The organism is Micromonospora sp. USAFONa4, assembly GCF_057197825.1.
The window spans coordinates 4,273,707-4,299,163 of sequence record NZ_CM170072.1 but is presented as its reverse complement, the minus strand read 5'-3'; the positions used below and the strand labels follow the sequence as shown (position 1 = coordinate 4,299,163).

25 protein-coding genes and 1 tRNA gene are annotated in these 25,457 nt (G+C 72.9%); 3 read left to right on the top strand and 23 right to left on the bottom strand.

Annotation, left to right across the window (positions count from 1 at the left end; genetic code table 11):
• Positions 1–203 precede the first annotated feature (203 nt).
• Both AC0OO9_RS19135 and AC0OO9_RS19130 read right to left on the bottom strand, forming a co-directional pair.
• Positions 204–1,019 (bottom strand): Bax inhibitor-1/YccA family protein, encoded by an 816-nt coding sequence (locus tag AC0OO9_RS19135; RefSeq protein ID WP_121396533.1) that lies wholly within the window; start codon positions 1,017–1,019, stop codon positions 204–206.
• 111 nt (positions 1,020–1,130) lie between these two features.
• Positions 1,131–1,211, bottom strand: a tRNA-Leu gene (locus AC0OO9_RS19130).
• A gap of 102 nt (positions 1,212–1,313) precedes the next feature.
• Between AC0OO9_RS19130 and AC0OO9_RS19125 the strand changes: the two genes are divergently transcribed.
• Positions 1,314–3,146, top strand: coding sequence for a hypothetical protein (locus AC0OO9_RS19125; RefSeq protein WP_484511385.1), 1,833 nt, complete (start codon positions 1,314–1,316; stop codon positions 3,144–3,146).
• A 79-nt stretch (positions 3,147–3,225) separates the two neighbouring features.
• On the opposite strand, the gene AC0OO9_RS19120 is transcribed toward AC0OO9_RS19125, so the two are convergent.
• The 15 genes from AC0OO9_RS19120 to AC0OO9_RS19050 form a co-directional block, all read right to left on the bottom strand.
• Positions 3,226–4,557, bottom strand: a complete 1,332-nt coding sequence (locus tag AC0OO9_RS19120) for an NAD(P)/FAD-dependent oxidoreductase (protein WP_311414764.1) — start codon at positions 4,555–4,557, stop codon at positions 3,226–3,228.
• 104 nt (positions 4,558–4,661) lie between these two features.
• Positions 4,662–5,222, bottom strand: a complete 561-nt coding sequence (locus AC0OO9_RS19115; RefSeq protein ID WP_484511384.1) for a hypothetical protein — start codon at positions 5,220–5,222, stop codon at positions 4,662–4,664.
• A 114-nt stretch (positions 5,223–5,336) separates the two neighbouring features.
• Positions 5,337–6,749 (bottom strand): DUF58 domain-containing protein, encoded by a 1,413-nt coding sequence (locus AC0OO9_RS19110; protein ID WP_484511383.1) that lies wholly within the window; start codon positions 6,747–6,749, stop codon positions 5,337–5,339.
• Positions 6,749–7,753 (bottom strand): AAA family ATPase, encoded by a 1,005-nt coding sequence (locus AC0OO9_RS19105; protein WP_484511382.1) that lies wholly within the window; start codon positions 7,751–7,753, stop codon positions 6,749–6,751. Before AC0OO9_RS19105 ends, AC0OO9_RS19110 begins: the two co-directional genes overlap by 1 nt.
• Positions 7,753–8,337, bottom strand: a complete 585-nt coding sequence (locus tag AC0OO9_RS19100) for a hypothetical protein (protein ID WP_484511381.1) — start codon at positions 8,335–8,337, stop codon at positions 7,753–7,755. The genes AC0OO9_RS19105 and AC0OO9_RS19100 overlap by 1 nt, the downstream gene beginning before the upstream one ends.
• A gap of 64 nt (positions 8,338–8,401) precedes the next feature.
• Positions 8,402–9,145, bottom strand: coding sequence for a DUF4129 domain-containing protein (locus AC0OO9_RS19095; protein ID WP_484511380.1), 744 nt, complete (start codon positions 9,143–9,145; stop codon positions 8,402–8,404).
• Positions 9,146–9,223: 78 nt separating this feature from the next.
• Positions 9,224–9,937, bottom strand: coding sequence for a uracil-DNA glycosylase (locus AC0OO9_RS19090; protein WP_484517986.1), 714 nt, complete (start codon positions 9,935–9,937; stop codon positions 9,224–9,226).
• Positions 9,938–9,956: 19 nt separating this feature from the next.
• Positions 9,957–10,643 (bottom strand): dienelactone hydrolase family protein, encoded by a 687-nt coding sequence (locus tag AC0OO9_RS19085; protein WP_484511379.1) that lies wholly within the window; start codon positions 10,641–10,643, stop codon positions 9,957–9,959.
• Between the two features lie 199 nt (positions 10,644–10,842).
• Entirely contained in the window at positions 10,843–11,325 is a 483-nt protein-coding gene (locus AC0OO9_RS19080) for an LppU/SCO3897 family protein (protein WP_484511378.1), read from the bottom strand.
• 117 nt (positions 11,326–11,442) lie between these two features.
• Entirely contained in the window at positions 11,443–12,477 is a 1,035-nt protein-coding gene (locus AC0OO9_RS19075; RefSeq protein ID WP_484511377.1) for an HAAS signaling domain-containing protein, read from the bottom strand.
• Positions 12,474–12,806, bottom strand: coding sequence for a PadR family transcriptional regulator (locus AC0OO9_RS19070; protein ID WP_484511376.1), 333 nt, complete (start codon positions 12,804–12,806; stop codon positions 12,474–12,476). Before AC0OO9_RS19070 ends, AC0OO9_RS19075 begins: the two co-directional genes overlap by 4 nt.
• A 92-nt stretch (positions 12,807–12,898) precedes the next feature.
• Positions 12,899–13,294, bottom strand: a complete 396-nt coding sequence (locus AC0OO9_RS19065; protein ID WP_484511375.1) for a fluoride efflux transporter FluC — start codon at positions 13,292–13,294, stop codon at positions 12,899–12,901.
• Positions 13,294–13,692 (bottom strand): fluoride efflux transporter CrcB, encoded by a 399-nt coding sequence (gene crcB, locus AC0OO9_RS19060; RefSeq protein ID WP_484511374.1) that lies wholly within the window; start codon positions 13,690–13,692, stop codon positions 13,294–13,296. The genes AC0OO9_RS19065 and crcB overlap by 1 nt, the downstream gene beginning before the upstream one ends.
• 92 nt (positions 13,693–13,784) lie before the next feature.
• Positions 13,785–14,714, bottom strand: a complete 930-nt coding sequence (locus AC0OO9_RS19055) for a Ppx/GppA phosphatase family protein (protein WP_484517985.1) — start codon at positions 14,712–14,714, stop codon at positions 13,785–13,787.
• Between the two features lie 27 nt (positions 14,715–14,741).
• Entirely contained in the window at positions 14,742–15,734 is a 993-nt protein-coding gene (locus AC0OO9_RS19050; RefSeq protein WP_484511373.1) for an ArsR/SmtB family transcription factor, read from the bottom strand.
• A 104-nt stretch (positions 15,735–15,838) separates the two neighbouring features.
• Between AC0OO9_RS19050 and AC0OO9_RS19045 the strand changes: the two genes are divergently transcribed.
• A complete protein-coding gene (locus tag AC0OO9_RS19045) occupies positions 15,839–16,729 on the top strand; it encodes a CE1 family esterase (protein ID WP_484517984.1) in 891 nt (296 codons plus the stop codon).
• Between the two features lie 47 nt (positions 16,730–16,776).
• On the opposite strand, the gene AC0OO9_RS19040 is transcribed toward AC0OO9_RS19045, so the two are convergent.
• From AC0OO9_RS19040 to eno, 4 genes are read right to left on the bottom strand one after another with little or no spacing between them, the layout of a single operon-like run.
• Positions 16,777–17,313, bottom strand: a complete 537-nt coding sequence (locus AC0OO9_RS19040; protein ID WP_311414779.1) for an amino-acid N-acetyltransferase — start codon at positions 17,311–17,313, stop codon at positions 16,777–16,779.
• A gap of 1 nt (position 17,314) precedes the next feature.
• Positions 17,315–17,872, bottom strand: coding sequence for a DUF501 domain-containing protein (locus tag AC0OO9_RS19035; protein WP_311414780.1), 558 nt, complete (start codon positions 17,870–17,872; stop codon positions 17,315–17,317).
• Positions 17,873–17,906: 34 nt separating this feature from the next.
• Positions 17,907–18,545, bottom strand: a complete 639-nt coding sequence (locus AC0OO9_RS19030; protein WP_484517983.1) for an FtsB family cell division protein — start codon at positions 18,543–18,545, stop codon at positions 17,907–17,909.
• A 32-nt stretch (positions 18,546–18,577) separates the two neighbouring features.
• A complete protein-coding gene (gene eno / locus AC0OO9_RS19025) occupies positions 18,578–19,861 on the bottom strand; it encodes a phosphopyruvate hydratase (RefSeq protein ID WP_421457286.1) in 1,284 nt (427 codons plus the stop codon).
• Positions 19,862–20,094: 233 nt separating this feature from the next.
• Here eno and AC0OO9_RS19020 point away from each other — a divergent pair, with 233 nt between their 5' ends.
• Positions 20,095–20,787 (top strand): hypothetical protein, encoded by a 693-nt coding sequence (locus tag AC0OO9_RS19020; protein WP_484511372.1) that lies wholly within the window; start codon positions 20,095–20,097, stop codon positions 20,785–20,787.
• Between the two features lie 236 nt (positions 20,788–21,023).
• Here AC0OO9_RS19020 and AC0OO9_RS19015 read toward each other — a convergent pair whose 3' ends face one another.
• Positions 21,024–21,401 (bottom strand): hypothetical protein, encoded by a 378-nt coding sequence (locus AC0OO9_RS19015; protein ID WP_484511371.1) that lies wholly within the window; start codon positions 21,399–21,401, stop codon positions 21,024–21,026.
• 9 nt (positions 21,402–21,410) lie between these two features.
• A complete protein-coding gene (locus tag AC0OO9_RS19010; protein ID WP_484511370.1) occupies positions 21,411–25,007 on the bottom strand; it encodes a polymorphic toxin-type HINT domain-containing protein in 3,597 nt (1,198 codons plus the stop codon).
• Positions 25,008–25,457: the final 450 nt, after the last annotated feature.

The following is a 25,457-nucleotide window of genomic DNA, read 5'->3' as shown; positions in this document are numbered from 1 at the left end:
CCTCCCCCCACCCCCAGGCCTCGTTGATCATGGGGTTAGCGGCCGGAATCGCGATCAACTTCGCCGCCAACGTCATGATCAACGCGCGAGGCGCGAGGGGTGGGGCGCGAGGGGTGGGGGGCCGGGGGGGAGGAGGGGGGAGAGAGACGACGGCGCCCGCCCTCGCGGATGCGGGGGCGGGCGCCGTCGGTCGCGGGCGACGGTCAGTCGTCGCCTTGGAAGTAGCTCAGCAGGCGCAGGATCTCGATGTAGAGCCAGACCAGGCTGACCAGGATGCCGAAGGCGGCGACCCAGGAGTAGCGCTGGGGCAGCCCCATCCGGACGCCGTCCTCAACCTCCTTGAAGCTGAGCACGAAGCTCAGCGAGGCGACCACGATGCAGACCAGGCTGAACCCGATCGCCAGCGGGCTGCCGTCGCGCAGGCCGGTGTTCACGCCGAAGAGCGCGAACACGAGGTTGATCAGCATGACGGCGAAGAGACCCGCCATCACGGCGATCATGCCCTTGACGAACTTCGGGGTGGCCCGGATGACCTTCGCCTTGTAGAGCATGGCCATCACGAAGAAGACACCGAACGTGGCGGTCACCGCCTGGACCACGATGCCGTCGTAGAGCGAGTTGAAGAACTTGCTGACCATGCCGACGAAGACGCCCTCGACGACGGCGTACGCGACGACCAGCGCCGGGTTCGCCATCCGGGAGAACGAGATGATCAGGCCGAGGACCAGGCCGACCACCGCCGCGCCGATCCAGGCCGCGCCGAGCAGCGCGTCGGGCACCAGCACCCAGGCAGCCGCGGCGGAGACGCCGAGGATGCCGAGGAGCGTGACGGTCTTGACCACCACGTCGTCGATCGACATGGTGTTGACGGTCGGCGGGGCCGCCGGGTAGCCGGCCTCCGTCGGGTACTGCTGGGGATAGCCGGGCTGTCCGTACGGCCCGGTCGGGGCGTACCCGGCGGAGCGCTCCCGCTCGGCCGCCTGGCCGAGCCGGGCGAGCACCGGGTTCGAAGTCTTCACTGTCAGGCCTCCCTCAGGGGGTCGTTGCACGTGAACGTGCACCCCCAAGAGTAAACGCCCAGGGCAGTCCCGTGGAGATCGCCAAGCTGAGCGGAAGCTGAGAGTGCGGCGTGCCCGGGGCGGGGGTCGAACCCGCACGCCTTGCGGCAGCCGCTTTTAAGGCGGCCGTGTCTGCCGTTCCACCACCCGGGCGGGTGACACCGCGCGGGTCGACACGCGCGGTGCAGTGTCACGGTAGCGGGTCGGCGGCGACCCGGCGTACCCCGGCAGGTGGGTCGCACTAGGGTCGAGACCGTGAGCAGCGCAGCCCCCACGGCCCCCGACGCCGTCCCTGACCAGGCTGTCCTCGCCGTCGACCGGCCGTCCCGCCGGCTTCGGGCGGCGCGCCTGCTGACCGCCGTCCACCGTCGCCGGGCGGACGTCACCGTCGTGCTGCTCTTCGTGGCGCTGGCCGGCTGGCTCACCCACGGGCTCTGGCCCGACCCGGCGGCCCGGGTCCTGGCGCTCAACCCGGAGGACCAGGCCCTCTACGAGTGGTTCCTCGCCGTCGACTCGCGGGCGCTGCTCGGCGACTTCGACCTGCTCACCGGGCGGCTCAACGCGCCGGACGGGGTCAACCTGATGACCAACACCACGGTCATCGCGCTCGGCGTGCTCCTCGCCCCGGTGACCCTGTCGTTCGGCGCGCCGGTGACCTTCGCCCTGCTGGCCATGGCGAACCTGGCCGGCACCGCGATCGCCTGGTACCTGCTCTTCACCCGGGTCCTGCGTGCCCACCGGCTCGCCGCCGCGCTCGGGGCGGCGCTCTGCGGGTTCGGCCCGGGGATGGTCTCGCAGACCAACAGCCACCTGCACATGACCGCGCAGTGGCTCGTGCCGGTGATCGTCTGGCTGGTGGTCCGCATGCTGCGGGCCGCCGACCCGGCGGGCACCGCCGACGGGCCGGACCGCCGGCGGGTGGTCAGTTCGGCCGTCGGCCTGGCGGCGGCGGTCACCGCGCAGGTCTTCGTCGGCGAGGAGGTGCTCTTCCTCTGCGCGGTCACGCTGCTGGTGATGGCGGTCACCTACGCGGCGGCGGACCGGAACCTGGCCCGCCGCGCCCTGCCCGGCTTCGCCGCCGGGATGATGCTCGCCGCCGGGCTGGCCCTGGTCGTACTGGCCTGGCCGCTGTGGTTCCAGTTCGCCGGCCCACAGGGCGTCTCGGACGGCATGTTCAGCCCGCACTACTTCTCGGCGGACCTGCGCAGCTGGTGGACCGTCTCGCCGCTGTCGATCGCGGGCGGCGACGGGGCTGCCCGGCTGACCACCGGGCCGGCCGAGTACAACACCTTCCTCGGGCTGCCCCTGCTGCTGGTCGCCGCCGCCTGCGCGCTCTGGCTGGGCCGTCGCCCGCTGGTCGTCGCGTGCGTGGTCGGCACGCTCGTGACGGGGGCGCTGTCGCTCGGCCCCCGGGTGGTCGTCGACGGCGAACGCACCGCCGTCCCGGGCCCGTACGCCCTGCTCTCGGGCCTGCCCGTGGTGGACGGCGCGCTGCCGATGCGCTTCGCCCTCGCGGTGCTCCCGCTCATCGCCACGCTGCTGGTGCTGGCGGTCGACCGGGCGCTGCGCGGCACCGGCCGGGTACGCCGGCTCGTGCCGGCGGCGGTCGGCGTGGCGCTGCTGCCGCTGCTGCCGACCCCGCTGCCCACCGCCGAGCGCCCGCCGCTGCCCGAGTTCGTCACCGGCGGGCACTGGCGCCAGTGCGTCGAGCCGGGCGGGGTGCTGGTGCCGGTGCCGCTCGCCACGCCCAAGCAACCGTGGCCGATGCGCTGGGCGACCGCCGCCGACGCGGCGTTCGGCATGCCGGAGGGCTTCTTCATCGGCCCGTACGGTCGCGGCGGCACGGCGGCGATGGGCACCTACGCGCAGCCCACGTCGGCCCTGCTGGCCGAGGTCGGCAGGCGCGGCGGGCAACCCGTCATCGGGGACGAACAGCGCCGGCAGGCCGCAGAGGACGCGGAGTTCTGGGGCGCCTCCTGCGTGGCGCTGGCCGACGGCACCCCGCACGCCGACAGCCTTCGCGGCACCCTGGAGCAGCTCTACGGCCCCGCCACCCGGATCGCCGACGCCTGGACCTGGCGCGTCTGACGTGTGAGGAGAGGCCCCTTCCTATCGAATACGAGATAGGAAGGGGCCTCTCCTTACACCAGACTGCGGGTCGGGTCCGTCAGGCGCGGCCGGCGCCGACCGGCTGGGACGCCTCGGCGAACTCCTCGCGCGGGTCGTGCAGCTGGCCCAGGGCGACCACCTCACGCTTGAGGAAGAACGCCAGCGACCAGTCGACCACGACCCGGACCTTGCGGTTCAACGACGGGATCCGGCTCATGTGGTATGTCCGGTGCATGAACCACGCCGGCCAGCCGGTCATCTTGATCCCGTACACCTGGGCCACGCCCTTGTGCAGGCCGAGGCTGGCGACGCTGCCGGCGTGCTTGTGCTTGTACTCCACCGGCTCCCGGCCACGGACGACGTTGACGATGTTGTCGGCCATCCGGGCGGCCTGGCGGACCGCGTGCTGGGCGCTCGGCGAGCAGTAGTTGCCGGGCTCCTTGGTCAGGTCCGGCACGGCCGCGCAGTCACCGGCGCTCCAGGCGCCGTCGACCACCCGGTCGCCGTCGACCACCTGGAGGGTCGGCAGGCAGGTGACCCGCCGCCGCTCGTCGCGGGGGAAGTCCGTCGCGTCCAGCATCGGCGACGGCTTCACGCCGGCCGTCCAGACGATGGTGTCGGAGCGGAAGCTGTCGCCGTCGGAGAGCTTCACCACCCCGTCGAGGCAGGACTCCAGGCGGGTGTCGAGCCGGATGTCCATGTTCCGCTTGAGCAGCTGCTGCACCGTGTAGGCGCCCATGTCCCGGTCGACCTCGGGCAGCACCCGCTGGGTCGCCTCGACCAGCACCCAGCGCATGTCCTCCGGCTTGAGCTCCGGGTAGTACTTCAGGGCGTCCCGGGCCATGTCCTCCATCTCGGCGAGCGCCTCGATGCCGGCGTAGCCGCCGCCGACGAAGGTGAAGGTCAGCGCCGACCGGCGGACGGCCGGGTCCGGCGTGGCGGCGGCCACGTCGAGCCGGTCCAGCACGTGGTTGCGCAGGTAGATGGCCTCGCCGATGGTCTTGAAGCCGATGCCGTGCTCGTGCAGGCCGGGGATCGGCAGCGTCCGGGAGACCGAACCCGGGGCGACGACCACGTGGTCGTACGGGATCTCCCGGGTGGGGCCGCTGATGGGCTGCACCACGGCGGTCTTGCGGTGGTGGTCGATCCGGGTCACCGCGCCCGCCACCACCTTGCACCGGCGCAACTCCCGCCGCAGCGGCACCACGGAGTGCCGGGGCGAGATGTTGCCGGCCGCCGCCTCGGGCAGGAACGGCTGGTAGGTCATGTGGGGCTGAGGGTCCACCACGACGACCTCGGCCTCACGGGAGCTGAGCTTCTTCGACAGGCGCAGTGCCGCGTAGAGACCGACGTGCCCGGCACCCACCACAAGGATCCGCTTCGGGTTCACGTCATCTATCTTTCCCCGCGCGGCCCGGCTAATCCCGCTCGCGCCCCTTCTCTGTGACGGAGCACAACCCCTGTGACCTGCATGACTTCCCTCGCAAGGGGCTGTCACCTGCGGCGCAGCAGCCACCCCAGCAACGCCGCCACCGCCACCGCCACGAGCAGACCGACCACCGTCGCCGCCTGGTGTCCGGCGTCACCACCGAGCCTGCCGACCTCGACCAGCAGGACACCGAGGACGAAGGTGGCCAGCAGCACCGCGCCGGCCCGGGCCAGCCACCGCACGATCAGGTTCGGATCGACCACCGCGTCGTACGGCAGCACGGCGGCCAGCGCGCAGAGGGTGTGGGTGAGGTAGAGCACCGCCGCCACGGCGAGCAGCCGCCAGAGGGCGATCGGCCGGCCGTACCCGTCGGTGGCGACCAGCCAGCCGCCGACCGTGACCAGCGCCGCGAAGGTCGGCCAGACCCGGCGCGGCCCGACCGCCGGCAGGACCGCCACCGCCACGAGGGCGAGCAGCGGCCGTCCGAGCAGCATCTGCGACGGGTACGCCAGCAGCAGGCCGACCAGCACGGTGAGGAAGATGCCGGCGCGCACCAGCAGCGGCGTCAGGCTGATCCGGGCGGCGGCGTACCGCGCGGCCCGGACCCGCTCGGTCACGGCGCTCACGGGGCTACCCTTTCGTTCGCGACTGCGGGACTCCGCTGCGCTACGTTCCTCGCGCTCACCGGGCCCGCCTTTCGTTCGCGACTGCGGGACTCCGCTGCGCTACGTTCCTCGCGCTCACCGGGCCACCCTCGGGGCGGTCGCCAGGCGGGCCACGTCCCGCAGCACCTCGTCGAGGCTGCCCGCGCCGGCCCACCGCACCACCGGCACGCCGTGCTCGCGCAGCTGCCCGATCATGGTGTCCCGGTCCAGCCGCCACAGCCGGTACGCCACCTCGGCCCAGCCCCGGTCCTTCGGCGGGGTGAGGTCCGCCGGCAGGGTGTCCACCGCGACCACGAACCGCCCGGAGCGGGTCAGCCGGGCCAGCATCTGCGCCGACCGTTCGTCGAGCAGCGGGGTGAGGACCACCACCAGCGCGTCCGCCGACAACAACTGCGGCCCGAACACCTGGTCGTACGGCTCGTGCGGGGAGTGCTCCGCCCGCACCTCCAGCAGCCACTCCAGGACCGTCAGGTACTGCCGGCGGCCGGTGGCCGGGCGCAGCCGGCGGGCGGACGGGCCGTACTCGAGCATCGACACCCGGTCGCCACGGTGCAGGTAGTGCTCGGCGATCGCGGCGGCGGCCCGGACGGTGGTGTCCAGCACGGAGGCGGCTCCGGACACCCCACCCGAGCGGCCCGCCTCGGCGAGCACGTCGAGCAGCACCACCACCTCGGCGTCGCGGTCGGAGAGGGTGGCCGCCACGTGCAGTTGCCGGGCGCGCAGCGAGACCCGCCAGTCGATCCGGCGCAGCCGGTCGCCCGGGGCGAAGACCCGTACGCCGGCCAGTTCGCCGCCCTCGCCGGGCCGGCGCGAGTGGTGCGCGCCGACCAGGCCGGCGGCCCGGGGCATCGCCTCGACCGCGTCGAACGGCTCGGTCCTCGGGTAGACCCGCAACCGGGACGGCTCGGCGATCACGGCCCGGGAGACCAGCAGTCCCTGCGCGGCGGCCGCCCGGGCGCCCGCCGGGCCGATGGGGTGCCGGCCCCAGCGCAGCGCCGTGCCGGTCAGCTCCAGGTCCACGGCCGCCGCCGTCGGGACGGCGGTCACGAACGGCCGGTCGGCGACGGACGGGGCGACGGGCGAGCTTGCCCCGGACGCGGTGGTCGCCCCGGCGATCGTCACCCGCTGCACCCGCAGCCACGGCGAGACCCGGCTGCGCACCACCGCCACGTCGTAGTCGATGAGGTCCGGGTTGCCGACGGTGACCGTGCCGGTCAGCTCGCCGCCCTCGACCAGGTGCCCCTCGTCGGCGGAGACCCAGATCTGCGGCAGGGCGGTCGGCCGGCGGCGCAGCGCGTACGCGGTGCCCAGCGCGAACGGGGCGGCCAGCACGATCAGATCCACCCGGCCGAGCAGCACCCCCGCGATCAGCAGCAGCCCGGTGAGGAGCACCGCCCGGCCGAGCGCCCACGTGGGCACCCAGCCGGTCGCGGGCCCCGGCCCCGGTGGCGGCGGCTCGACCCGGGGCGACACGGCGGACGCGACCATCAGTGCCCGGGGCCGGCGGCGTAGCTGGGCAGCGCACCGCTGGCGGGCGCCGGGGTCGCCTCCAGCACCTCGCCGACCACGAAGGACGGGTCGACACGACGCAACCACATCTCGGGGCGCAACGTGATCCGGTGTGCCAGGGCGGGTGCCGCGACCTCCTTGACGTCCTCCGGGACGACGTAGTCGCGACCGGCCATCACGGCCCGTACGCGGGACAGCAGCAGCAGCGCCAGCGAGCCACGCGGCGAGGCGCCCACCAGCACCGACGGGTGTTCCCGGGTGGCGGCGGTCAGCGCGACGATGTAGCGGCCGACGGAGTCCTCCACGACCACGTCCTCCAGCGCGGCCTGCATGGCGCGCAGGGTCGCCGCGTCGACCACCGGCTTGATGTCCGCCTCCTCGCGGCGGCGGGCCATCCGCCGGCGCAGCACCTCCCACTCCTCCTCGGCCTCGGGGTAGCCGAAGGAGACCCGGAGCAGGAACCGGTCGAGCTGCGCCTCCGGCAGCGGGTACGTGCCCTCGTACTCGATGGGGTTGGCGGTGGCGAGCACGTGGAACGGCTCGTCCAGCTTGTACGTCACGCCCTCCACCGAGACCTGCTTCTCCTGCATCGCCTCCAGCAGGGCCGACTGGGTCTTCGGCGGGGTCCGGTTGATCTCGTCGGCGAGCAGCAGGTTGGTGAAGACCGGCCCGGCCCGGAACGAGAAGTCGCCGCTGCGCTGGTCGTACAGGAACGAGCCGGTCACGTCGGCGGGCAGCAGGTCGGGGGTGAACTGGAGCCGGCGGAAGTCCAGCCCGAGCGCCTGGGCGAAGGACCGCGCGGTCAGCGTCTTGCCGAGGCCCGGCAGATCCTCCAGCAGCACGTGGCCGCCGGCCAGGATGCCGGCGAGCACCAGCTCCAGCGCGTCCCGCTTGCCGACGACGACCTGACCGACCGCCTCCAGCACCGACCGGGCGAGGGGGCCGACCTCGGCGGCGGGCATGCTGCGGTCCACGTCGTTCATCACAGTCTCTCCAGTTCGGCGACGATCGCCGCGAGGTTGCGCGGCGACGGGGTGCGGCGAGGCGGGGTCTCCAGGAACTTCCACAGCTGGTCACCCAGCAGCACCCGGGCCCGGGCCGGATCCGACTCGCGGGTCACGCCGTGCCGCTGGCTCAGCCGCTCGTCGGCCAGCTCCCCGAGCCGGGGCAGGATCACGGTGGTGAAGCGTTCGGGCCGGCTGGCCGACCAGTCCAGCGGCAGTTCCCAGCCGTTGATCGCGGTGCGCAGCGCGTCCCTGGCGCCCCAGTTCCAGGTGCCGTCGTCGTCGGCGACAGGGGCCCGGCCGCCGCCGCGGGGCGGGGGCGGGGGCGCGAGGGCGGCGACGACGCGACGCACCACGAACAGCGCGACCACCCCGGCCACGAGGATCGGCAGCGAGACCCGCAGGCCCACCAGGCGCAGGCCGGCGACCAGCACGATCACGACGGCCGCGACGCCGGCCAGGGGACGCAGCACCCGGCCGACCCGCCCGCCCCGTCGGGGCTCGGCGCGTGCCGGCCGCTCGTCCTCGACGCTGAGCAGGTCGTCGATGCTGGTGCTGCTCACGGCGTCACCTCGCCACGTCGGGCGGGCGCCGGCCGCACCCCGGTCACGCCTGTGGGTGCCCCGGTCACGCCGGCACCTCCGTGTCGTCGGCGACCGCGACGGTCAACTCGCCGCGCAGCCGGCGCAGCGCCGCCCGGGCCTGGTCGCGGGTGCGCTCGTCGACCTCACGGGTCGCGTAGCGGGCCTCGCGGTAGACGTGGGCGAACTCGGCCAGCACGTCGGCGCTGGCGATGGCCGGGACGCCCACCGACGGGTCGCCCCGCAACAGCCGGGTGACCAGGTCGGTGGGGGTGTCGCCGGCCAGCCGGGGCACGCCGGCCCCGGCGGCGGCCTGCTCCAGGCGCACCCAGCAGGCGATCACCGCCGTACGCGGATCGGTGTCGCGGTCGTCCAACTCCTCCAGGCCGGCGTCGAGGGCGGCGGCCACCTCGCGGGCGGTGCCCTCGGGCGTCCGCCGGGACCGCTGGGCCGGCAGCGCCCTGGTGGTGCGGCGTATCGCGCCCCGGACCAACGTCCAGGTGAGATAGCCGAAGACGACGAGGATCGCCAGCCCGAGAAGTACGATGGCGACGGTGGCGATCCACTGCGGGATCGACGCCTGGGTGGCCTGGCCGGCGTCCCGCGGTTCGACGGGGATCGACTCGACCGGCTCGCCGCTCGGATACTCCGGCACGTACGGGATGTTGTCGGCGGCGGGCGGGATCCGGCTGGCGCCGATCGACGAGTGGGCGGACGAGAACGCGGCGACGGCCAGCAGGAGCACCACCGCCGCGACCGGCCACCACCTGCGCAGGACGCTGATTTCCATCGGGGGCTACCTCCGGATCGCCGGGGCGTGTCCCACGACTCGACGCGTTCCGTCCGTCATCGCCACCGCCCCCGCGTCTCAGTCCGCCCCGGCCAGTTGCTTCGCCCGGGCGAACACATCGTCCAGCATCCCTGGTGTCAGCCGCCCGGTGAAGGTGTTCTGCTGGCTGACGTGGTAGCAGCCGAGCAGCGCCGGTGCGCCCGTGCCGGACCAGTGTGCCCCATGGCCGAAGGCCGGTCGCGGGCTGGGCGGGCGCAGACCGTACACCTGGCGCAGCACCGGCCACCACGAGGCCCAGGCGAACGCTCCCAGCGCGACCACGACGCGCAGGGTGGGCCGGATCAGCGCCACCTCGCGGTGCAGCCACGGCGCGCACGTGTCCCGCTCCTCGGGAGTGGGCTTGTTGTCCGGCGGGGCGCAGCGCACGGCGGAGAAGATCCGCAGGTCGCGCACGGTGAGCCCGTCGTCGGCGGCGACGCTGGTCGGCTGGTTGGCCAGCCCGGCCCGGTGCAACGCGGCGAACAGGACGTCGCCGGACCGGTCGCCGGTGAAGATGCGGCCCGTGCGGTTGCCGCCGTGCGCGGCGGGCGCCAGGCCGAGGATGGCGATGCGCGCGTCGGGGGCGCCGAAGCCGGGCACCGGCCGGCCCCAGTATTCCTGGTCCCGGAAGGCCGCCCGGCGGACGCGGGCCACCTCCTCGCGCCACCGCACCAGCCGCGGGCAGGCGAAGCAGTCGCTGACGGCGGCGTCGAGGTCGGCCAGGTCGGTCGCCCGCGCGGCGCGGGCGACCACCTCGTCGGGCGTACGGGGCTCAGCCAAGCTTGGCCCGGAAGAGTTCGAGGGTGCGGGCCCAGGCGGTTGCGGCGGCGCGCTGGTCGAAGTTCTCCGGCCGGTCCTCGTTGAAGAAGGCGTGCGAGGTGCCGGGGTAGTCGTGGACCTGGCAGGTGCCGCCGGAGGTCTCGACGGCGCGGCGGACGGTGCGTACGCCGTCGGCGGCGGAGGTGCCGTCCTCTTCGGAGCAGTGGATGAGCGCCGCCTTGCCCGCGTAGTCGGGCCACTCGGGGCGCATCCCGTCCCACGGCAGCCGGGGGTAGAAGGCGGTGGTGGCGACGATCCGCTCGGACCGGGTCGCCGCCCAGAGGGCCAGGCTCGCCCCGGCGCAGAAGCCCGCACAGCCCACCTTGCCGGCGACCTCGGGCCGGCCGGCGAGGTAGTCGGCCGCGCCGGCGATGTCCGCCGCCGCCTCGTCCATCTGCTGGCTGTTCAGCATCTGGCGGGGCTCACTCGGTTTGCTGGCCGGGCCGCCGTGCCGGAAGTCCGGGGCGAGGGCGACGAAACCGGCCTCGGCGAAGCGGTCCACGACCGCCCGGACGTGCGGCACCAGGCCCCACCAGTCCTGGATGACGATGACCGCAGGGCTGGTCGCACCGCCGGAGGGTATCGCGAGATACCCCTCGCCCGTCCCCCCGTTGCCGCGGTAGCTCACCATCTCGCCCATCGGCCGTCCTCCTAGCGGTCAGTCATCGTTGGCTGGTCGCACAGTGTTGCTACGTGTCGGTAGCCTGCCACGCCGTGAGCGCCCCGGGGAAGACGCCGGAACAGTGGCATACACCTCCTGTCGGCGCCCCACCCACGGACGCCGACGGCGGCGCGGACGATGTCCGCGCCGCCGTCGGCGGTCCTGTCGTGCCGGGGGATCAGGCCTTCTTCGTCAGGCACAGCAGGTAGCCGGTCTTGCCCGGCTCGATGCTGTAGTAGACGTAGCCCTCCTGGCCCTCCTTGATGTACTGCCCGCACGCCTCGCCGGAGCGGGCCTGCGCCTGGGTCTGCCCGTCGACGCGGCCGACCACGTTGTAGACGGCGTCGGTGGAGGTGCACTCGACGACCTTCGCGCCGTCGACCTTCTCCTCCTTGGTGCCGGTCACCTCGGGCAGCTCGGCGATGCAGTCGCCGACCTTGGCCTCAGCGGTCTCGTCCTTGTTGAAGAAGTTGCCGATCGCCGAGCCGATGCCGAACTTGAGGCCCGCGACGACCAGGAACACGACGATCGCGCCCACGATGCCGAGCACCTTCTTGGAACCGGACTTCTCGGCTTGGGGCTCCGCCGGGGGCGGCGCCTGGACGGCCGACGGGGGCTGGGCGGCGTCCGGCGCGGGGGGCGGTGCGACCTGCTCTGACACGCGTTTTCCTTCCGGGGGGTGAGTGAGCAGACGACACCGTAGCGACCGGGACCGACAGCCGTTGCCCCGCTGGACTCATCCGTTCAGCTATTTCCCAGCTTCACTCCATGATCCTGTTCACGTCCGGCTCGGCGCGGGGGTGCCGGTCGGCATGCCCGTCGATGCGGGCGCGGGGGTCGAGGTGCCTGTCGGCGTGGGCGTCGGGGTCGGATTGCCGCTCGGCGCGGGCGCGGCCTCCGAAGGGGCGGGCACGGGCAGCCCCGGCGGGTTCAGCAGGGGCGGCGTGCTGGCGCTCGGCCGGGGCCCGAACGGCGCCCACTCCGGGCAGTACGGGTACGGGCGCAGCAGCGCGTTGGCCAGGTTCAGGTCCGGCGGGTTCGGGCACATCGGACGACCGAGCCGGATCGGGTCGCCGTTCTGGTCGAAGAGCCGGGCGTTCTCCACGAGCCGCCCCTCGCTGTCGTAGACGAAGACGTCGCGGATGTGGTCGTACCGGCCGTCGATCGAGATCTGCTCGTAGTCGAGGTCGCCGCTGCCGACCCGGTCGTTCATGTCCGCCAGGCCGACCAGCCCGAAGATCACCAGCACCGCCGTGCCGACGTGCAGCACCCGCCGCTTGGGCCGGGTCAGGCCCGGCGTGTGGTGGCCGAGCCAGATCGAGGCGAGCACGCTGCCGGCGAGCAGCACCAGGCCGGCCAGCAGGCTGCCGTTGAGCTCGGGCAGCACACCGAACGTGTCGCCGGTCGTGACCACCGTGACGAGCATGGCGGCCAGGTAGCCCCGCAGCACCCACCACGCCGGCCGGAGCAGCCGGAGGAACTCGCTGGCCGAGGCGTACCCGAGCGGTGGTCCGAGTTGGACGTCCCAGCGCTGCGCCCGCGCGCGGAGCCGGTCCACGGCGACGCCGACGCGACGGCTGCGGCGCCGGCCGCCGGTGGTGGCGCCGACCCCGGCGGCGGCGCGCAGTTCGGCCGCGTACGCCTCGGGCTCGCCGAGCCGGTCGACGAGCGAGCCGCCGGCCTCGGCGGCGACCTCGGCGAGGTGCTCCGGCAGGTCCTCGGTCAACTCGTCGCGGTGCGCCGGCGGCAGGTCGGCCAGCGCGGCCCGGACCCGTGCGGCGTAGTCCGCGATCTCCTGCTCAGTGACGGTCATGCCGCCATCCCCCGATCGTCGAGCAGTGCTTCCATGGTGGTGGCGAACGAGCGCCAGAGCTTGCCGGAGCGGGTGAGCTGGTCCCGGCCGGCGGCGTTGAGTGAGTAGTACTTGCGGTGCGGGCCGGATTCGCTCGGCACGACGTAGGTGGTCAGCAGGCCGGCGGCGTAGAGCCGGCGCAGCGTGCCGTAGACCGAGGCGTCGCCGACCTCCTCCAACCCGGCGTCGCGCAGCCGGCGCAGGATGTCGTAGCCGTAGCCGTCCTCCTCCCGGAGCACGGCGAGGACCGCGAGGCCCAGCACGCCCTTCAACAGCTGTGTGGTGTCCACGCATTGCACACTACTGCGCAATGCGAAGTACCGTCAAAGGGCGCGCCGCGCAGGACACGCAGATCGTCGCCGGCTGCGCCGATCGGGCACTCCTAGAGCTGGCCGCCGAGCCACAGGCCGAGTGCGGCCAGGACGAGGCTCGCGCAGAGGCTGCCGAGCACGTTGAAGGCCTCGACGGCGGCGTTCTTGCGCAGCAGTCCCAGCGTGTGCCACTCCTCCGTGGAGAAGGTGGTGTAGGCGCCGAGGAAGCCGACCCCGACGATCGCGGCGAAGTCCTGGGCCCCGGCCCCGACGTTCCTCACGGCGTAGCCGGTGACGATGCCGAGCACGAAGGCGCCCGAGACGTTGATCAGGAAGGTGCTCGCCGGGAAGGCCTTGCTGGACCCGCTCGCCCGCCGCGCCCACCAGGGCTTGACCAGCGCGTCGACGCCGGCGCGGCTGAGCGCCCCGAGACCACCGGCCAGGAAGACTCCGATGCCCACCCACATCAGGCGTGCCTGCCCGTCGGACGACCCACCCGCGCTTCCGCCAGGCGCGCGCCGAGCGCGGCGGCGATCACGCCGACGACGATGCTCGCGACGAGGTAGCTGATGCCCACCCCGGTGCGCCGTGCCCCGATCAGCTGATCGGCCTCGACGATGAAGTGCGACCAGGTCGTGAAGCCGCCGAGGAGACCCGTCGACAGGAACGGCTTGCCCCAGGGCCCCGGCAGCCGGTGCGCCGCGAGCAGCGTCATGACGGCGCCGAGGGCGAAGGCCCCCACCATGTTGATCATGAAGGTGACCCAGGGGAAGTCCGGCGGCGTGGGCGGGGCGAATTGAAGCCCCAGGACGTACCGCAGGGTGGCGCCGATGCCGCCACCGACGATGATCGCTAGGACTGTCACGCACCCATTAACCCACCGGCGGTCCTCGTGACCGCTAGGAGCGGAAGACCCTCACCCGCACGGTTGACCCTGCCCGGCAGGCCAGCCAACCATCAGGCTTGCGACCAGGCGATGCCGTCGAGGATGTCGTGCTCGGAGGCGACCACCGAGTCCATCCCCGCCCGTTCCATGATCACCCGGAGCACCAGGGCGCCCGCCCCGATCACGTCGGCCCGGCCCGGGTGCATCACCGGGATCGCCAGCCGCTGCTCCCGGCTCTTGCCGAGCAGGTCGGCGGTCGTCGCAGCCACCGCGTCGTACGACACCCGGGCGTGGTGGATGCGGCTCGGGTCGTACTCCTGGAGGCCCTGGGCGATCGCGACCACGGTGGTGACCGACCCGGCGAGCCCGACCAGCGTGGCGGCCTGCCGGCCCGGTACGGCCTCCAGTGCCCGGTCCACGGCGACCGCGATGTCGGCCTGCGCGGCGGCGACCTCGTCGAGGGCCGGCGGGTCGCCGTGCAGGTGCCGCTCGGTCATCCGGACGCAGCCGATGTCCATCGAGATGGCCGCCTCGACGCCGCCCGCGCGGGTGCCGACGACGAACTCGGTCGAGCCGCCGCCGATGTCGACTACCAGGTACGGCTCGCGCGCGTCGGTGGGCAGCCCGCGCACCGCGCCGGTGAAGGAGAGCCGCGCCTCCTCGTCGCCGGTCACCACCTCGGGCGCGACCCCGAGGGTCCGCTCGACCATCTCGCGGAACTCGGCGGCGTTGGAGGCGTCCCGGGACGCCGAGGTGGCGCACATCCGGACCCGCTCCGCGCCGAGCTTCTCGATCTCGGCGGCGTACGCGGCCAGCGCGACCCGCGTGCGTTCGATCGCCTCCGGGGCCAGCCGCCCCGTCTTGTCGACGCCCTGGCCGAGGCGCACGATCTGCATCCGTCGGCTCAGGTCGGCCAGCGGAGCCTCCGGACCCGCCGAGGCGTCCGGCAGGTCGGCGACCAGCAGTCGGATCGAGTTGGTCCCGCAGTCGATGGCGGCCACACGCGTCGTCACGGCAGCAACCCTACGTCAGGTGCGCCCAGGTGACCCGTCGTAGCCCGCGTCCAGCAGTTCGGTGCCGAGCGGCGTCAACCGGTGCAGCACCGCGCCGCCGTCCCGGACGCTGGCGACGAGCCCGGCCGCCCGCAACGCCCCCGCGTGCTCGGACGCCGAGGAGGTGCTGATCCCGACGGCCCGGCCGAGCGCCGTGGTGGTGTGCCGGCCGGGGCCGGCGAGGCGGCGCAGCACCGCCGCCCGGGTCACCCCCAGCAGGCGGCCCAGCGGATCGGGGGTGGTGGCCCTGATCAGGCGCGGCATCGGCGCGGGGTACACCACCAGCACCGGCCGGCCGGGCTCCACCAGCACCCGGGGATGCGGGCCGGCCAGCGGCGAGGGCAGCAGGAGCAGGCCGTGGCCGGTGCCGGACAGCGAGGCGCTCCACCAGGTCCGCACCGTCAGCGTCGGCGCCTCCCACCGGATCGCCGGGTGCAGGGCGTTGAGCAGCCCGTCCAACCCGTGCGTGGCGAGCTGCGCGGTCGCCCCCGCCACGTGGTGCCGGTGCGCCTCCGTCAGGTCGGCCCAGTGCGGCGCGAGCACCGCGTCGTGCCAGGTGCCCAGGGCCCGGCCGAACAGGTCCATCGTCTCCCCGTCGGCCTCGGCGAACCGCCTGCGCAGCGGCGTCGCGGGCAGCTGCGCGTACGCGGCGGTGACCTCCGCCCGGATGCGCCCGACGGGGGCGGCCCGGATCGCCTCCAGACCGGCGACGACCGATTCCAGCCCGTCCAGTGGGGTGAGGAAGTCGGGCAGGCGCCCGCGCGCGGGAAGCAGGTGCCGCAGCACGGAGGCGGCGGACCGGACCGGGCCCGACGCGGAGGCCGCGTCCGCCGCGGGGCCCGGCGTCATCCGGGCCGTGTCCGCGTCGTGCAACGCCTGGCAGGCCAGCAGGGACATGCCGACCGGGTGCAGGCGATCGGCGAAGCGGACCCGGCACAGGTCCGCCAGTCCCAGGCGGAGACGGAGCATGCCAGCAGACTGCCGCTCTTCGGCCTGGACCGAAAGGGTTGCCCCGCTCGGGCGCGGCCATCCAGGGTGGACCGGGGTCACGGAGGGGGCGGGGCGTGCGACGGATGGTGGCAGTGCTGACGGGGCTGCTCTTCGCCGTCGTCGCCACGGCGTGCGGTGGGGACCCGGGTCAGTCCCGGGGCACGCCGGCCCCGTCGCCTTCGGGGGCCGTCGAGCGCCCCGCCGCCGGCGACCACCGGCTCACCCTGGCGCACGGCGGGGCCGACCGCCGGTACCTGCTGCACGCCCCGCCCGGCTACGACCCCGCCCGGCCCACCGCGCTGGTGATCGCCCTGCACTTCTATCCCGGCAGTGGCGCCCGCCTGCGGGAGATGGTGGGGCTGGACGCCGTGGCCGACCGGGAGAACTTCCTGGTCGCGTACCCGGACGGGCACAACGGCGGCTTCAACGCGCTGATCTGCTGCGGGACGACCGACGACGTCGGCTTCCTCAAGGACCTCACCGCCCACCTCGTACGGACGTGGCGGGCCGATCCGGACCGGGTCTACCTCACCGGGATCTCCAACGGCGGGGACATGAGCTTCCGGGCCGCCGTCGAGGGCGAGGGGCTCTTCGCGGCGATCGGCGTGGTCAGCGGCGGCTACAGCGGCCCCCGCACGGCCCCCGAGACGTACGTGCCCCGGCGACCGGTCTCGGTGATCACCTTCATCGGCGGGCAGGACCGCTACGCCGACGTCTTCGCCGAGGGCGTACGGACCTGGCAGCGACGGCTGCGCTGCACGCCGGTGACCGGCGCACCGCCGGCGGGCGCGCCACGGGTCACCCGCACCGAGGCGCGGTGCGGCGACGGCAGCGACGTGACCGTCTACAGCCTGCCCGACATGGGGCACTCGTGGCCCGGGGCGACGACCGGCGAGCTGGCCGCCCCCGACGCGGGCCTCGTCGCCACCGAACTCGTCTGGGACTTCTTCGCCGCCCACCCGCGCCGGAGCTGAGCGGGCCGGGCGCGGCCGGCGGCCTCGGGCCGCGCGCACCGGGCCGGTCAGAGGCGCAGCAGCATCCGGGTGTTGCCGAGGGTGTTCGGCTTGACGCGTTCCAGGTCCAGGAACTCGGCGACGCCCTCGTCGTACGAGCGCAGGAGCTGCTCGTAGACCGGCTGCGGCACGGGCGCGCCGTCGATCTCGGTGAACCCGAACGAGCCGAAGAACCGGGTCTCGAAGGTGAGCACGAAGATCCGGGCCACCCCCAGCTCGCGGGCGCCGTCGATCAGCTCCGCGACGATCCGGTGGCCGAGCTTGCGCCCCCGGCAGGACGGGTCGACCGCCACCGTCCGGATCTCGGCCAGGTCCTCCCACATCACGTGCAGCGCGCCGCAGCCGACCACCGCGCCGTCGCCGGCCCGGACCGCGACCCGGAACTCCTGCACGTGCTCGTAGAGGGTCACGGTGGCCTTGCTGAGCAGCCGCCGGTCGTCGGTGTAGGTGTCGACGAGCCGCCGGATGCCGCGCACGTCCGAGGTGCGGGCCCGCCGCACCACGACCTCGTCGGCCCCCGCCACGCCTCCGTCCGCGCCCGCCATGTCAGTCCGCCGCCGGCACGTCCACGCACGGGCCGGCCGCCCACCACTTCTCCACCAGCGCCAGCGTCTCGTCGCCGAACGGGTTCACCCCGGGCCCGGCCCCGAGCGCGTGCCCGAGGTGCACGTGCAGGCACTTCACCCGGCCGGGCATCCCGCCGGCGGAGATGCCGGCGATCTCCGGCACCTCGCCGATCGCGTCCCGGCGGGCCAGGTAGTCCTCGTGCGCGGCGCGGTAGCGCGCGGCCAGCTCCGGGTCGGCGGCCAGCCGGTCCGCCATCTCCTTCATCAGCCCCGCCGACTCCAGCCGGCTGCACGCCGCCGTCGCCCGGGGGCAGGTCAGGTAGAACAGCGTCGGGAAGGGGGTGCCGTCGGCCAGGCGCGGGGTCGTCTCCACCACGTCCGGCAGGCCGCAGGGGCAGCGGTGGGCCACGGCCCGGGTGCCCCGGGGCGGACGTCCGAGCTGCGCGGCCACCGCGGCCAGGTCGGCCTCGGTGGCCGGTTCGCGCCGGGGCGGGGGTACGGAGTCCGCCGCCGGCTCCTGCGGTGGTACGACAGTCACGATCCTGATCTCTCGTTCGATGCTCGGGTGCTGCTCACCGGTCGGACTGCTCGCCGTTGGCGGCCTGCACGCTCGACCAGAGAGTGTCGTACCAGGAAGCGGGGGTGACGGGTGCCGACGGGGCCGCGGACGAACCGGCGTCCCGGGCGGCGCCCGCCGGGTCGGAGAGCACCACCAGCAGCGTCTCGCCCGGTGGGCCCATGAAGAACCGCTCCCTGGCCTGGATCTTGATGTATTCCGGGTCCTGCCACTTGGCCGCCCGCTCGGACAGCTCCTCGATCGCCTCCCGCTGGGCGGCCTGGGCGGCCTCCATCCGTTCGATGTCGGCCTGCTGGTCCAGGTAGACGCGCACCGGGTAGGTGTAGGCCAGGGCGAGCGCGATCAGCACCGCGAAGAGCACGGTGGCCCGGCCGGTGAGGCCCCGGGAGCGGGGTGCGGAGAGCCGCTTGACGGTGCCGGCGGCCGTACGACGGGCCGCGGCGGGCCGGCTCGCGGAGCGTACGCCCTCCGCGCCCCGGGCCGCCCCCGGCGCGCGACCGGCCGTGGCCCGCGACTCGGCGCGGACGCCGCCCTCGCGGACCGACGCCCGGGCGCCCCGGGCCCCGCCCGGCCGACCGGTGTGACCCGGCCGACGGGCGGGGCGCTGACCGCCCGGTGTGCGGCGCTGCTGCATCGTCACACCCCTCCCCCGAGGCCTCGCGCGTCTCAGGCCGAACGGTAGCGCGGGAAGGCGCCCGCCCCGGCGTACCGCGCCGCGTCGCCCAGCTCCTCCTCGATCCGCAGGAGCTGGTTGTACTTCGCGACCCGGTCCGAGCGGGCCGGGGCGCCGGTCTTGATCTGGCCGCAGCCCGTGGCCACCGCCAGGTCGGCGATGGTGGTGTCCTCGGTCTCGCCGGAACGGTGGCTCATCATGCACTTGAAGCCGGCCCGGTGGGCCAGGTCCACGGCGTCCAGGGTCTCGGTCAGCGAACCGATCTGGTTGACCTTCACCAGGACCGCGTTGGCGGCGTTCTCGGCGATGCCGCGGGCGATGCGCTGCGGGTTGGTGACGAACAGGTCGTCGCCGACGATCTGGACGCGGTCGCCGAGGGAGGCGGTGAGCGTCTGCCAGCCGGTCCAGTCGTCCTCGGCCAGCGGGTCCTCGATCGACACGATCGGGTAGTCGCCGGCGAGCTTGGTGTAGTAGTTGCTCATCTCCTCGGCGGTCTTCGCGGCGCCCTCGAAGGTGTAGGTGCCGTTGTCGAAGAACTCGGTGGCGGCCACGTCGAGCGCGAAGACGATGTCGGTGCCGAGCCGGTAACCGGCCTTCTCGACCGCCTCGGCGATCAGGTCCAGGGCGGCGGCGTTGGTCGGCAGGTTCGGCGCGAAGCCGCCCTCGTCGCCGAGGCCGGTGGAGAGCTCCTTCTTCTTCAGCACCGACTTCAGCGCGTGGTAGACCTCCGCGCCGGAGCGCAGCGCCTCGCGGAAGCTGGGCGCGCCGATCGGCGCGATCATGAACTCCTGGATGTCGACGTTCGAGTCCGCGTGCGCGCCACCGTTGAGGATGTTCATCATCGGCACGGGCAGCAGGTGCGCGTTCGGGCCGCCCAGGTAGCGGAAGAGGCTCAGCTCGGCGCTGCCGGCCGCCGCCTTGGCCACCGCCAGGGAGACGCCGAGGATGGCGTTCGCGCCCAGCTCGGACTTGCTGTCGGTGCCGTCGACGTCGAGCATCTTCTGGTCGATCAGCCGCTGCTCGCTGGCCTCGTAGCCGATCAGCTCGTCGACGATCTTGTCCTCGATGTTCGAGACCGCCTTCTCGACACCCTTGCCCTGGTAGCGGTCGGCGTCACCGTCGCGCAGTTCGATCGCCTCGAAGGCGCCCGTGGAGGCGCCGGAGGGCACCGCCGCCCGGGCGATCGTGCCGTCGTCGAGCCCGACCTCGACCTCGACGGTCGGGTTGCCCCGCGAGTCCAGAATCTCCCGCGCGACGATTCCCTCGATGGTTGCCACTGAGTCGCTCCTCGTTTGTGTGTTCCGGTCCGGTATGGGCCGCGACGGTGCGGCTGAGGCAGGTGTTGAACGCAGCGTATCGGGCGACGCTCGGACGCGGGCGGTCCGGGCGCTCGCCGGCCCGGCCCGAAACCTTCCTCCGGGCAGTGCTTTACACGGACATTCCCGGATTCTCGTGCCTCAACCGGCAACGGGTTTGCGCGCGGTTGACCCGATCGGCAAGGCTGGTCGCCATGCCCGCCGCCTCGACCACCCTCCGCATGCTCGCCGTGTCGGTCATCGCGTCGCTCACGGTGACCGGTTGTCAGACCCTCGACGACGCCGGCCGGACGATCGGGCGGTCCGACCTGGTGAACGACCTGGCCGCCCGGCTCGACCGGGCCCTGGAGCTGACCTACTCCGCCGACTATCAGCTCCCCGGCGGGCAGACCGCCGCCATCGCCCAGGCCCAGGACCCGGCCCGCTCCGCCTACACCTGGCCCGGCGGCAAGCTCACCGTCACCCCGGAGGCGACGACCCGCTGCGAGACCGCCGCCGGCCGCGCGACCTGCACCCTGGAGGCCCCGCCCGCGCCCAACGCGAAGCCCACGGTGACCATGTTCACCGAGGCCAAGCAGCGAGGGCTGGTGACGCCGCCGGTCGTCGTGGGGCTGCTCACCACCGCCGCGCTGGACCCGGACGCGGTGATCGAGCAGAGCGACACCACCCTCGCCGGCCACCACGCCACCTGCGTCGACGTGGCGCAGTCGGCCGGGGACTTCACCGCCTGCGTGACCACCGACGGCGTGCTGGGCAGCTTCACCGGCCAGGTCGACGGTCGCCAGGTCGAGCTGGCCCTGAGCCGCTACCGCGAGACGGTCGACGGCACCGTGTTCGACCTGCCGCCCAACGCCGGCGTCGTGGACCGCCGCCCGGCCAGCTCGTGACCGACCCCGCCGGCGGGGTCGTGGCGGGGCCGACCGGAACCCCCGGCCGGCGCCCAGCGCGACGGGCACGATCGGCCGTCACGATCCCACCCGGCTCCGTCGTTAGCGCAGCCGGGACTACAAACAACCAAGCGGATTAGCCGGCTCCATCGCCCCCGTTGCCGGCCCCGTTGGTGGACGCACGGACAAATGACGGTGGGTGTCAGGCCACCGGAATGGCCTGACACCCACCGACTTCACCGCCCTGCTTCGCCTTCAGCCAATATCAACTGGACCACTGCTTTGACTCGATGTTCTTCCGGCGGCTCGCTGAACCTCCGCTCGATCCCTTCTCTGATCACTTTCTCAAGGCGACCAGCCGAAGTGTTCAGCAGATCGACGTTGTTGTCAGAAAGCAACACGAGGACCTCCAGAACCACATCGGAGTACTCGTTCGGATAGCCGGGATACACCATATCCATCGGGTCGACAGCTTCCAGCGACTTGGCCAGAAGTTGGTACTGCCAGGGAAACCGACGGCGCATGACAGTCGTCACCACCCGCGTCTCCGCATAGCCCTGGAAGTCCCAGAAGGACGGATGAAGGGGCCCCTCTTCCGCCGAAAGATGATCCATCAGTCGACCCTACCGCCGTTCCAGGATCGTCCTGAAGACGGCGTTGCCGTTCTTCTTGATCTGGTAGACGGCGTATGCATTGGTACCGAAGGGCACGAGGACGCGGTCCTCAACCCGCCCATCCGAGTGGCTGTCAGGGATCGTTCCCGCGGGGAAGCCGTCCTTCTCGATCCTGACGCTCAGATCGCGCACAGCCTGCTGCGCCTCCCGGGCGTTGGCGAAACCCGCACGGAGGGCACGCTCGTCGTCGATGTGATGCAGGTGAGTGTTGAGCGCCTTCCGCGGAATGTCCCCCGGCTTCGGAAGGCAGACCTCCGCGTTGGCTGCGGCCAGGGGCAGGCTCTGAGCCCTGACCGTCGCAAGCGATTTGCTCGGCCCCTGTTGTGACACCTGGCTCTGACTCTTGAGACGCAGAGGCCCTGAGCCGTCAGCAGGAGCCGACGCGACAACGCCTGCCCGCGAAACGGCACCGCCCACAAGGCAGGCCGAGTCACGCTTGCGGAGTTTGTTCAGTTCCCGGATCAGGTCGGCACCGCGCTTGCCACCGAACAGCCAACCAGCGACCGGGATCATGGCGGCGAGGGCTTCGATGCCTCCCTGGATGTCGCCGCTGGCGAAGGCTATGAAGGCGTCGAGTGCATCGCAGGGTTCTCCGACGACCGGGACGAACCCGCAGATGGCCAGAACGAGCTGAACGACGACCTTGGCCTTGGCCGCGTCTTCGGCGTTCTTCTCCGCGTAGTACTCCATGACGGTGTCACAGGCTTCGGAGCTGCCGAACATGATCGTGCAGCTGTTCTGGCCGTCGAGGATCGCGTTGAGCAGCTCACCGCCCTTGCAGGCGATTCCGTGCAGACGGTGGGCCAGCTGGCACTCGGGAAGGTTGTCGTAGTATTCCTGCCTGGCCTGGCGACGCTCCGCCTCCTCCCTGTTCTGCAGGTCGATGGTGATCTTGAGCGCCTCGGCCGCCAGTCGGGTCGCCTCTGCGGCGTCCTTGCCGGCCGCGAGGGCCGACTTCTTGGCTTCGTCCGCCGACTTGCGGGCATCCGCGGCGAAGCCGTGCGCACGGTCCGCGGACGACTGCGCCCGGGCTGCGGCAGCATTCGCAGCGGCCGCGTCGGCCTTGGCGGCGTTCGCCGCGTTCCGAGCGCTCTGCGCCGATTGTGCTGCCTGCTCGGCGGACCGCCTGGCCTGATCTGCGGCGTCGGCGGCCTGGTCGGCGTAGGCCTCCGCCGCCCTTGCCGATGCCGCGGCCTGGTTGGCGTACTCCTGCGCATCGCCGGCGGCGTTCCTCGCCAGGGCCGCCAACCGGGCAGCTTCGGCAGCGCTCTGCCGCGCGAGGGCGGCGTCCTTGGCCGCGTCGTGGATGATCTGCTGGATCTTCAGTACGTGCGCTGCGGTCTCGGCGTCCCGCTGACGGGCGACGTACTGCACGACGGCGATGTAGTGACGCAACCCGGCTCGCGGACCGGACAGGGCGATCTGCCCCGCCGCTTTGACCTCCGGGCCACCGGCCGCCATGATCTGCGAGATCTTGATCCGGTCGTCGTGCTCCGCAGCGTCGAACTGCCCCCGGCTCAGGAACGCCTGACGATCAGCGGCCGTCCCGTCCAGGGCCGCGGTACCGGTCTCCTGGGTTCTCGGACCACCGTTGGCCATGATCTGAGTGATCTTGATCCGGTCGTCGTGTTCCTTGCCCACGTACTCGCGGGTGGCGAGGAACGCCCTGACGTCGGTGATCGTGCCGGCCAGGGCAACCCTGGCCGCGTCCTTCAGTGCCTCCTTGTCCGCGGTGTCGTAGATCTGCGCGACCTTTGCGCGGTCGTCCTGCTCGGCAGCGACCTCGAGAGAGCTGAGGACGAAGTCCCGGACGTCCGTCTCCGAGCCCACCAGAGCGCGCTCGGCAACCTGCTGGGTCCACTTGCCGCCGGTCGTCAACAGGCGAGCAGCAGCCTTCCGGCCGTTGCGCAGCACCAGGTCCGCCGGCGCGCCGGGAGCCCGCGCAGCGGCGAGCAACTGGCGGGTCTCCTCGTCCCGCCGCGCCTGCTCCTCCGCGTCGTAGGCGGCTTTCGCAAGTCGCTCCAGCTCGACGGCCCGCTCCGCCTCAGCCGCGGCCATGCCCTCGGCCACCAGGCTGTCGAGCCGCTCCTTGTCCGCGTCCCGCGCGTTCACCTCGACCACGCGGGCCTGCTCCACCGCCTGCGCGGCGGTGTCGGCAGCCGCCAGGGCGGCGTTCGCGTGTGCGGCGGCTTTCGCCGCCGCATAGGCAGCCTCCCCAGCGTGGGCGGCCGCCTCGTCCGCCGCCGCTGCCGCCGCCTCAGCCCGATCAGCCGCCTCACGGGCGTGCCGCTCCGCTTCGCCGGCTGCGGTCGCGGCCTTACGCGCCAGCGCCTCCGCCCGGTCTGCCGCCCGATCGGCTTCCGCCGCCCGACGCCGGGCCTCCTCCGCCGCCCGGCGCGCCCGGTCGGCCTCCGCCTGCGAGACGTTCGCGTGGTTGCTTGCCGCATCCGCCGCTGCCGCCGCCTCGTTGGCATTCGCCACCGCGCTACGCGCAGCCTTGGAGGCGTCACCCGCAGCTCCCGCCGCGTTCTTGGCTGCCTTCGCCGCGTCCGCGGCCTTGCGCGCCGACGCCGCCACGTTCCGGGCGTTCTGCGCCGCCTGCCGCGCCTTGGCAGCCTTGGTGGCGTCCCCCGCCGCTTCCGACGCCGCCGAGTACGCCCGAGACGCCGCGTCACCGGCCAACGCCGCCGCCGACGCCGCACGAGCCGCCGCGTTCGACGCCACCCGCGCCGCGCTGTTCGCCGCCGCGGCAGCCCCGATCGCCGTCCGCGCCGCCGCAGCCGCCCGCTTCGCCGCATCCGCCGCCCGGGCCGCCGCAGCCGAGGCCTTGATCGCAGAGTCCTTCGCCGCGGCCGTCTCAGCTGCGGCCCGCTGCGCCGCCTCCTTCGCCAGCCGTGCCGCTTCGATCGCCTTGTCCGCAGCCGCCTTCGCCGCCTGCGTCTCACGCTCCGCGGTCTGGCTGGCCTCCTTGGCCAGGTCGGCGAGTCGGCTGACCGTTGACAGTTCCTCGTCCCTCGCCCGGGCCACGTGCTGGCCGTAGCTGAGGAACTCCTCCACCGCAGCGGCGTTGCCATCCAGTGCCGCCTGCGCCGCAGCCTGCACGTACGGTCCGCCGGACGTCATGATCTGCGAGGTGCGCACCCGGTTGTCGTGCTCACGCGCGAGGTACTGACCCTTGGAGAGGAACTCCGTCACGTCGGCTTCACTGCCGTCCAGCGCTGCCTGACCAGCAGCCTTCAGCCGAGAGCCGCCCATCGCCATAAGCTGGGTGACTCGAGTCCGCTCGTCATACGGCAGAGCCCGTTCCCAGCCGACGTCCAGAAAATCGAAGCGGTTTGCGGTCGAGCCGTCCAGTGCCGCCTGGGCGGCTTGTCGGGTGGCCAGGCCCCCGCTCGCGAGGTAGCTGGCCACCTCGGCCGCGTTGTCCTGGTTGGCCGCCTCTTGAAGACCTCGACTGAGAAATTCCTCAAACTCGGCGTCACTACCGGTGAGCGCGACTTCGGCGGCGCGAGCAGTGGCCGGACCGGCGGTCCGCATGAGTTCCACAGCCCACTGCCGTGCGTCGAAGGCGGAGGGCTCCGAAGCTGCGGCCGGAGAAGGAACAGCGAGGAGCGCAGCTAGCATGGCCACCACGACAGTGGCGGTTGTCATTCCCCTTGTTCGTAGCCACCGACCAGTGGAATGGAACGATTGGGCAGGTTTGTCGAGCATCGATCCCCCGTGTAACAGGCGTTAGTCGGACACGCCGCATCGACGCGGCACGCGAGAGCCTACGAGATGAACGTCGATCTCGTTGTCCCGCGAATACGCCGTTCAACGGACGTGGCGGTCCGAATCGTCTTCCGCATCTGCACGGGCAGTTGACGAGTTGCTGCAGCGCCTATGAGGCATTAAGCAACGGAGAGTGACCGTGGACGAGAATGCGTCAGTCATCCGCTGCGAGAGATTCGAGCAACGAGCCACCGAGATCGTGTTGCCGATGCTCCGCCCACGGGA

Excerpts from the sequence above, each read along its gene's own strand:
- AC0OO9_RS19110 (WP_484511383.1), bottom strand. The coding sequence starts at position 6,749 with ATGGTCGCGTCCGCCGTGTCGCCCCGGGTCGAGCCGCCGCCACCGGGG.
- AC0OO9_RS19045 (WP_484517984.1), top strand. The coding sequence starts at position 15,839 with ATGGTGGCAGTGCTGACGGGGCTGCTCTTCGCCGTCGTCGCCACGGCG.
- AC0OO9_RS19065 (WP_484511375.1), bottom strand. The coding sequence starts at position 13,294 with ATGTGGGTGGGCATCGGAGTCTTCCTGGCCGGTGGTCTCGGGGCGCTC.
- AC0OO9_RS19040 (WP_311414779.1), bottom strand. The coding sequence starts at position 17,313 with ATGGCGGGCGCGGACGGAGGCGTGGCGGGGGCCGACGAGGTCGTGGTG.
- AC0OO9_RS19020 (WP_484511372.1), top strand. The coding sequence starts at position 20,095 with ATGCCCGCCGCCTCGACCACCCTCCGCATGCTCGCCGTGTCGGTCATC.
- AC0OO9_RS19050 (WP_484511373.1), bottom strand. The coding sequence starts at position 15,734 with ATGCTCCGTCTCCGCCTGGGACTGGCGGACCTGTGCCGGGTCCGCTTC.
- AC0OO9_RS19085 (WP_484511379.1), bottom strand. The coding sequence starts at position 10,643 with ATGGGCGAGATGGTGAGCTACCGCGGCAACGGGGGGACGGGCGAGGGG.
- AC0OO9_RS19105 (WP_484511382.1), bottom strand. The coding sequence starts at position 7,753 with ATGAACGACGTGGACCGCAGCATGCCCGCCGCCGAGGTCGGCCCCCTC.
- AC0OO9_RS19095 (WP_484511380.1), bottom strand. The coding sequence starts at position 9,145 with ATGGAAATCAGCGTCCTGCGCAGGTGGTGGCCGGTCGCGGCGGTGGTG.
- AC0OO9_RS19015 (WP_484511371.1), bottom strand. The coding sequence starts at position 21,401 with ATGGATCATCTTTCGGCGGAAGAGGGGCCCCTTCATCCGTCCTTCTGG.
- AC0OO9_RS19075 (WP_484511377.1), bottom strand. The coding sequence starts at position 12,477 with ATGACCGTCACTGAGCAGGAGATCGCGGACTACGCCGCACGGGTCCGG.
- AC0OO9_RS19030 (WP_484517983.1), bottom strand. The coding sequence starts at position 18,545 with ATGCAGCAGCGCCGCACACCGGGCGGTCAGCGCCCCGCCCGTCGGCCG.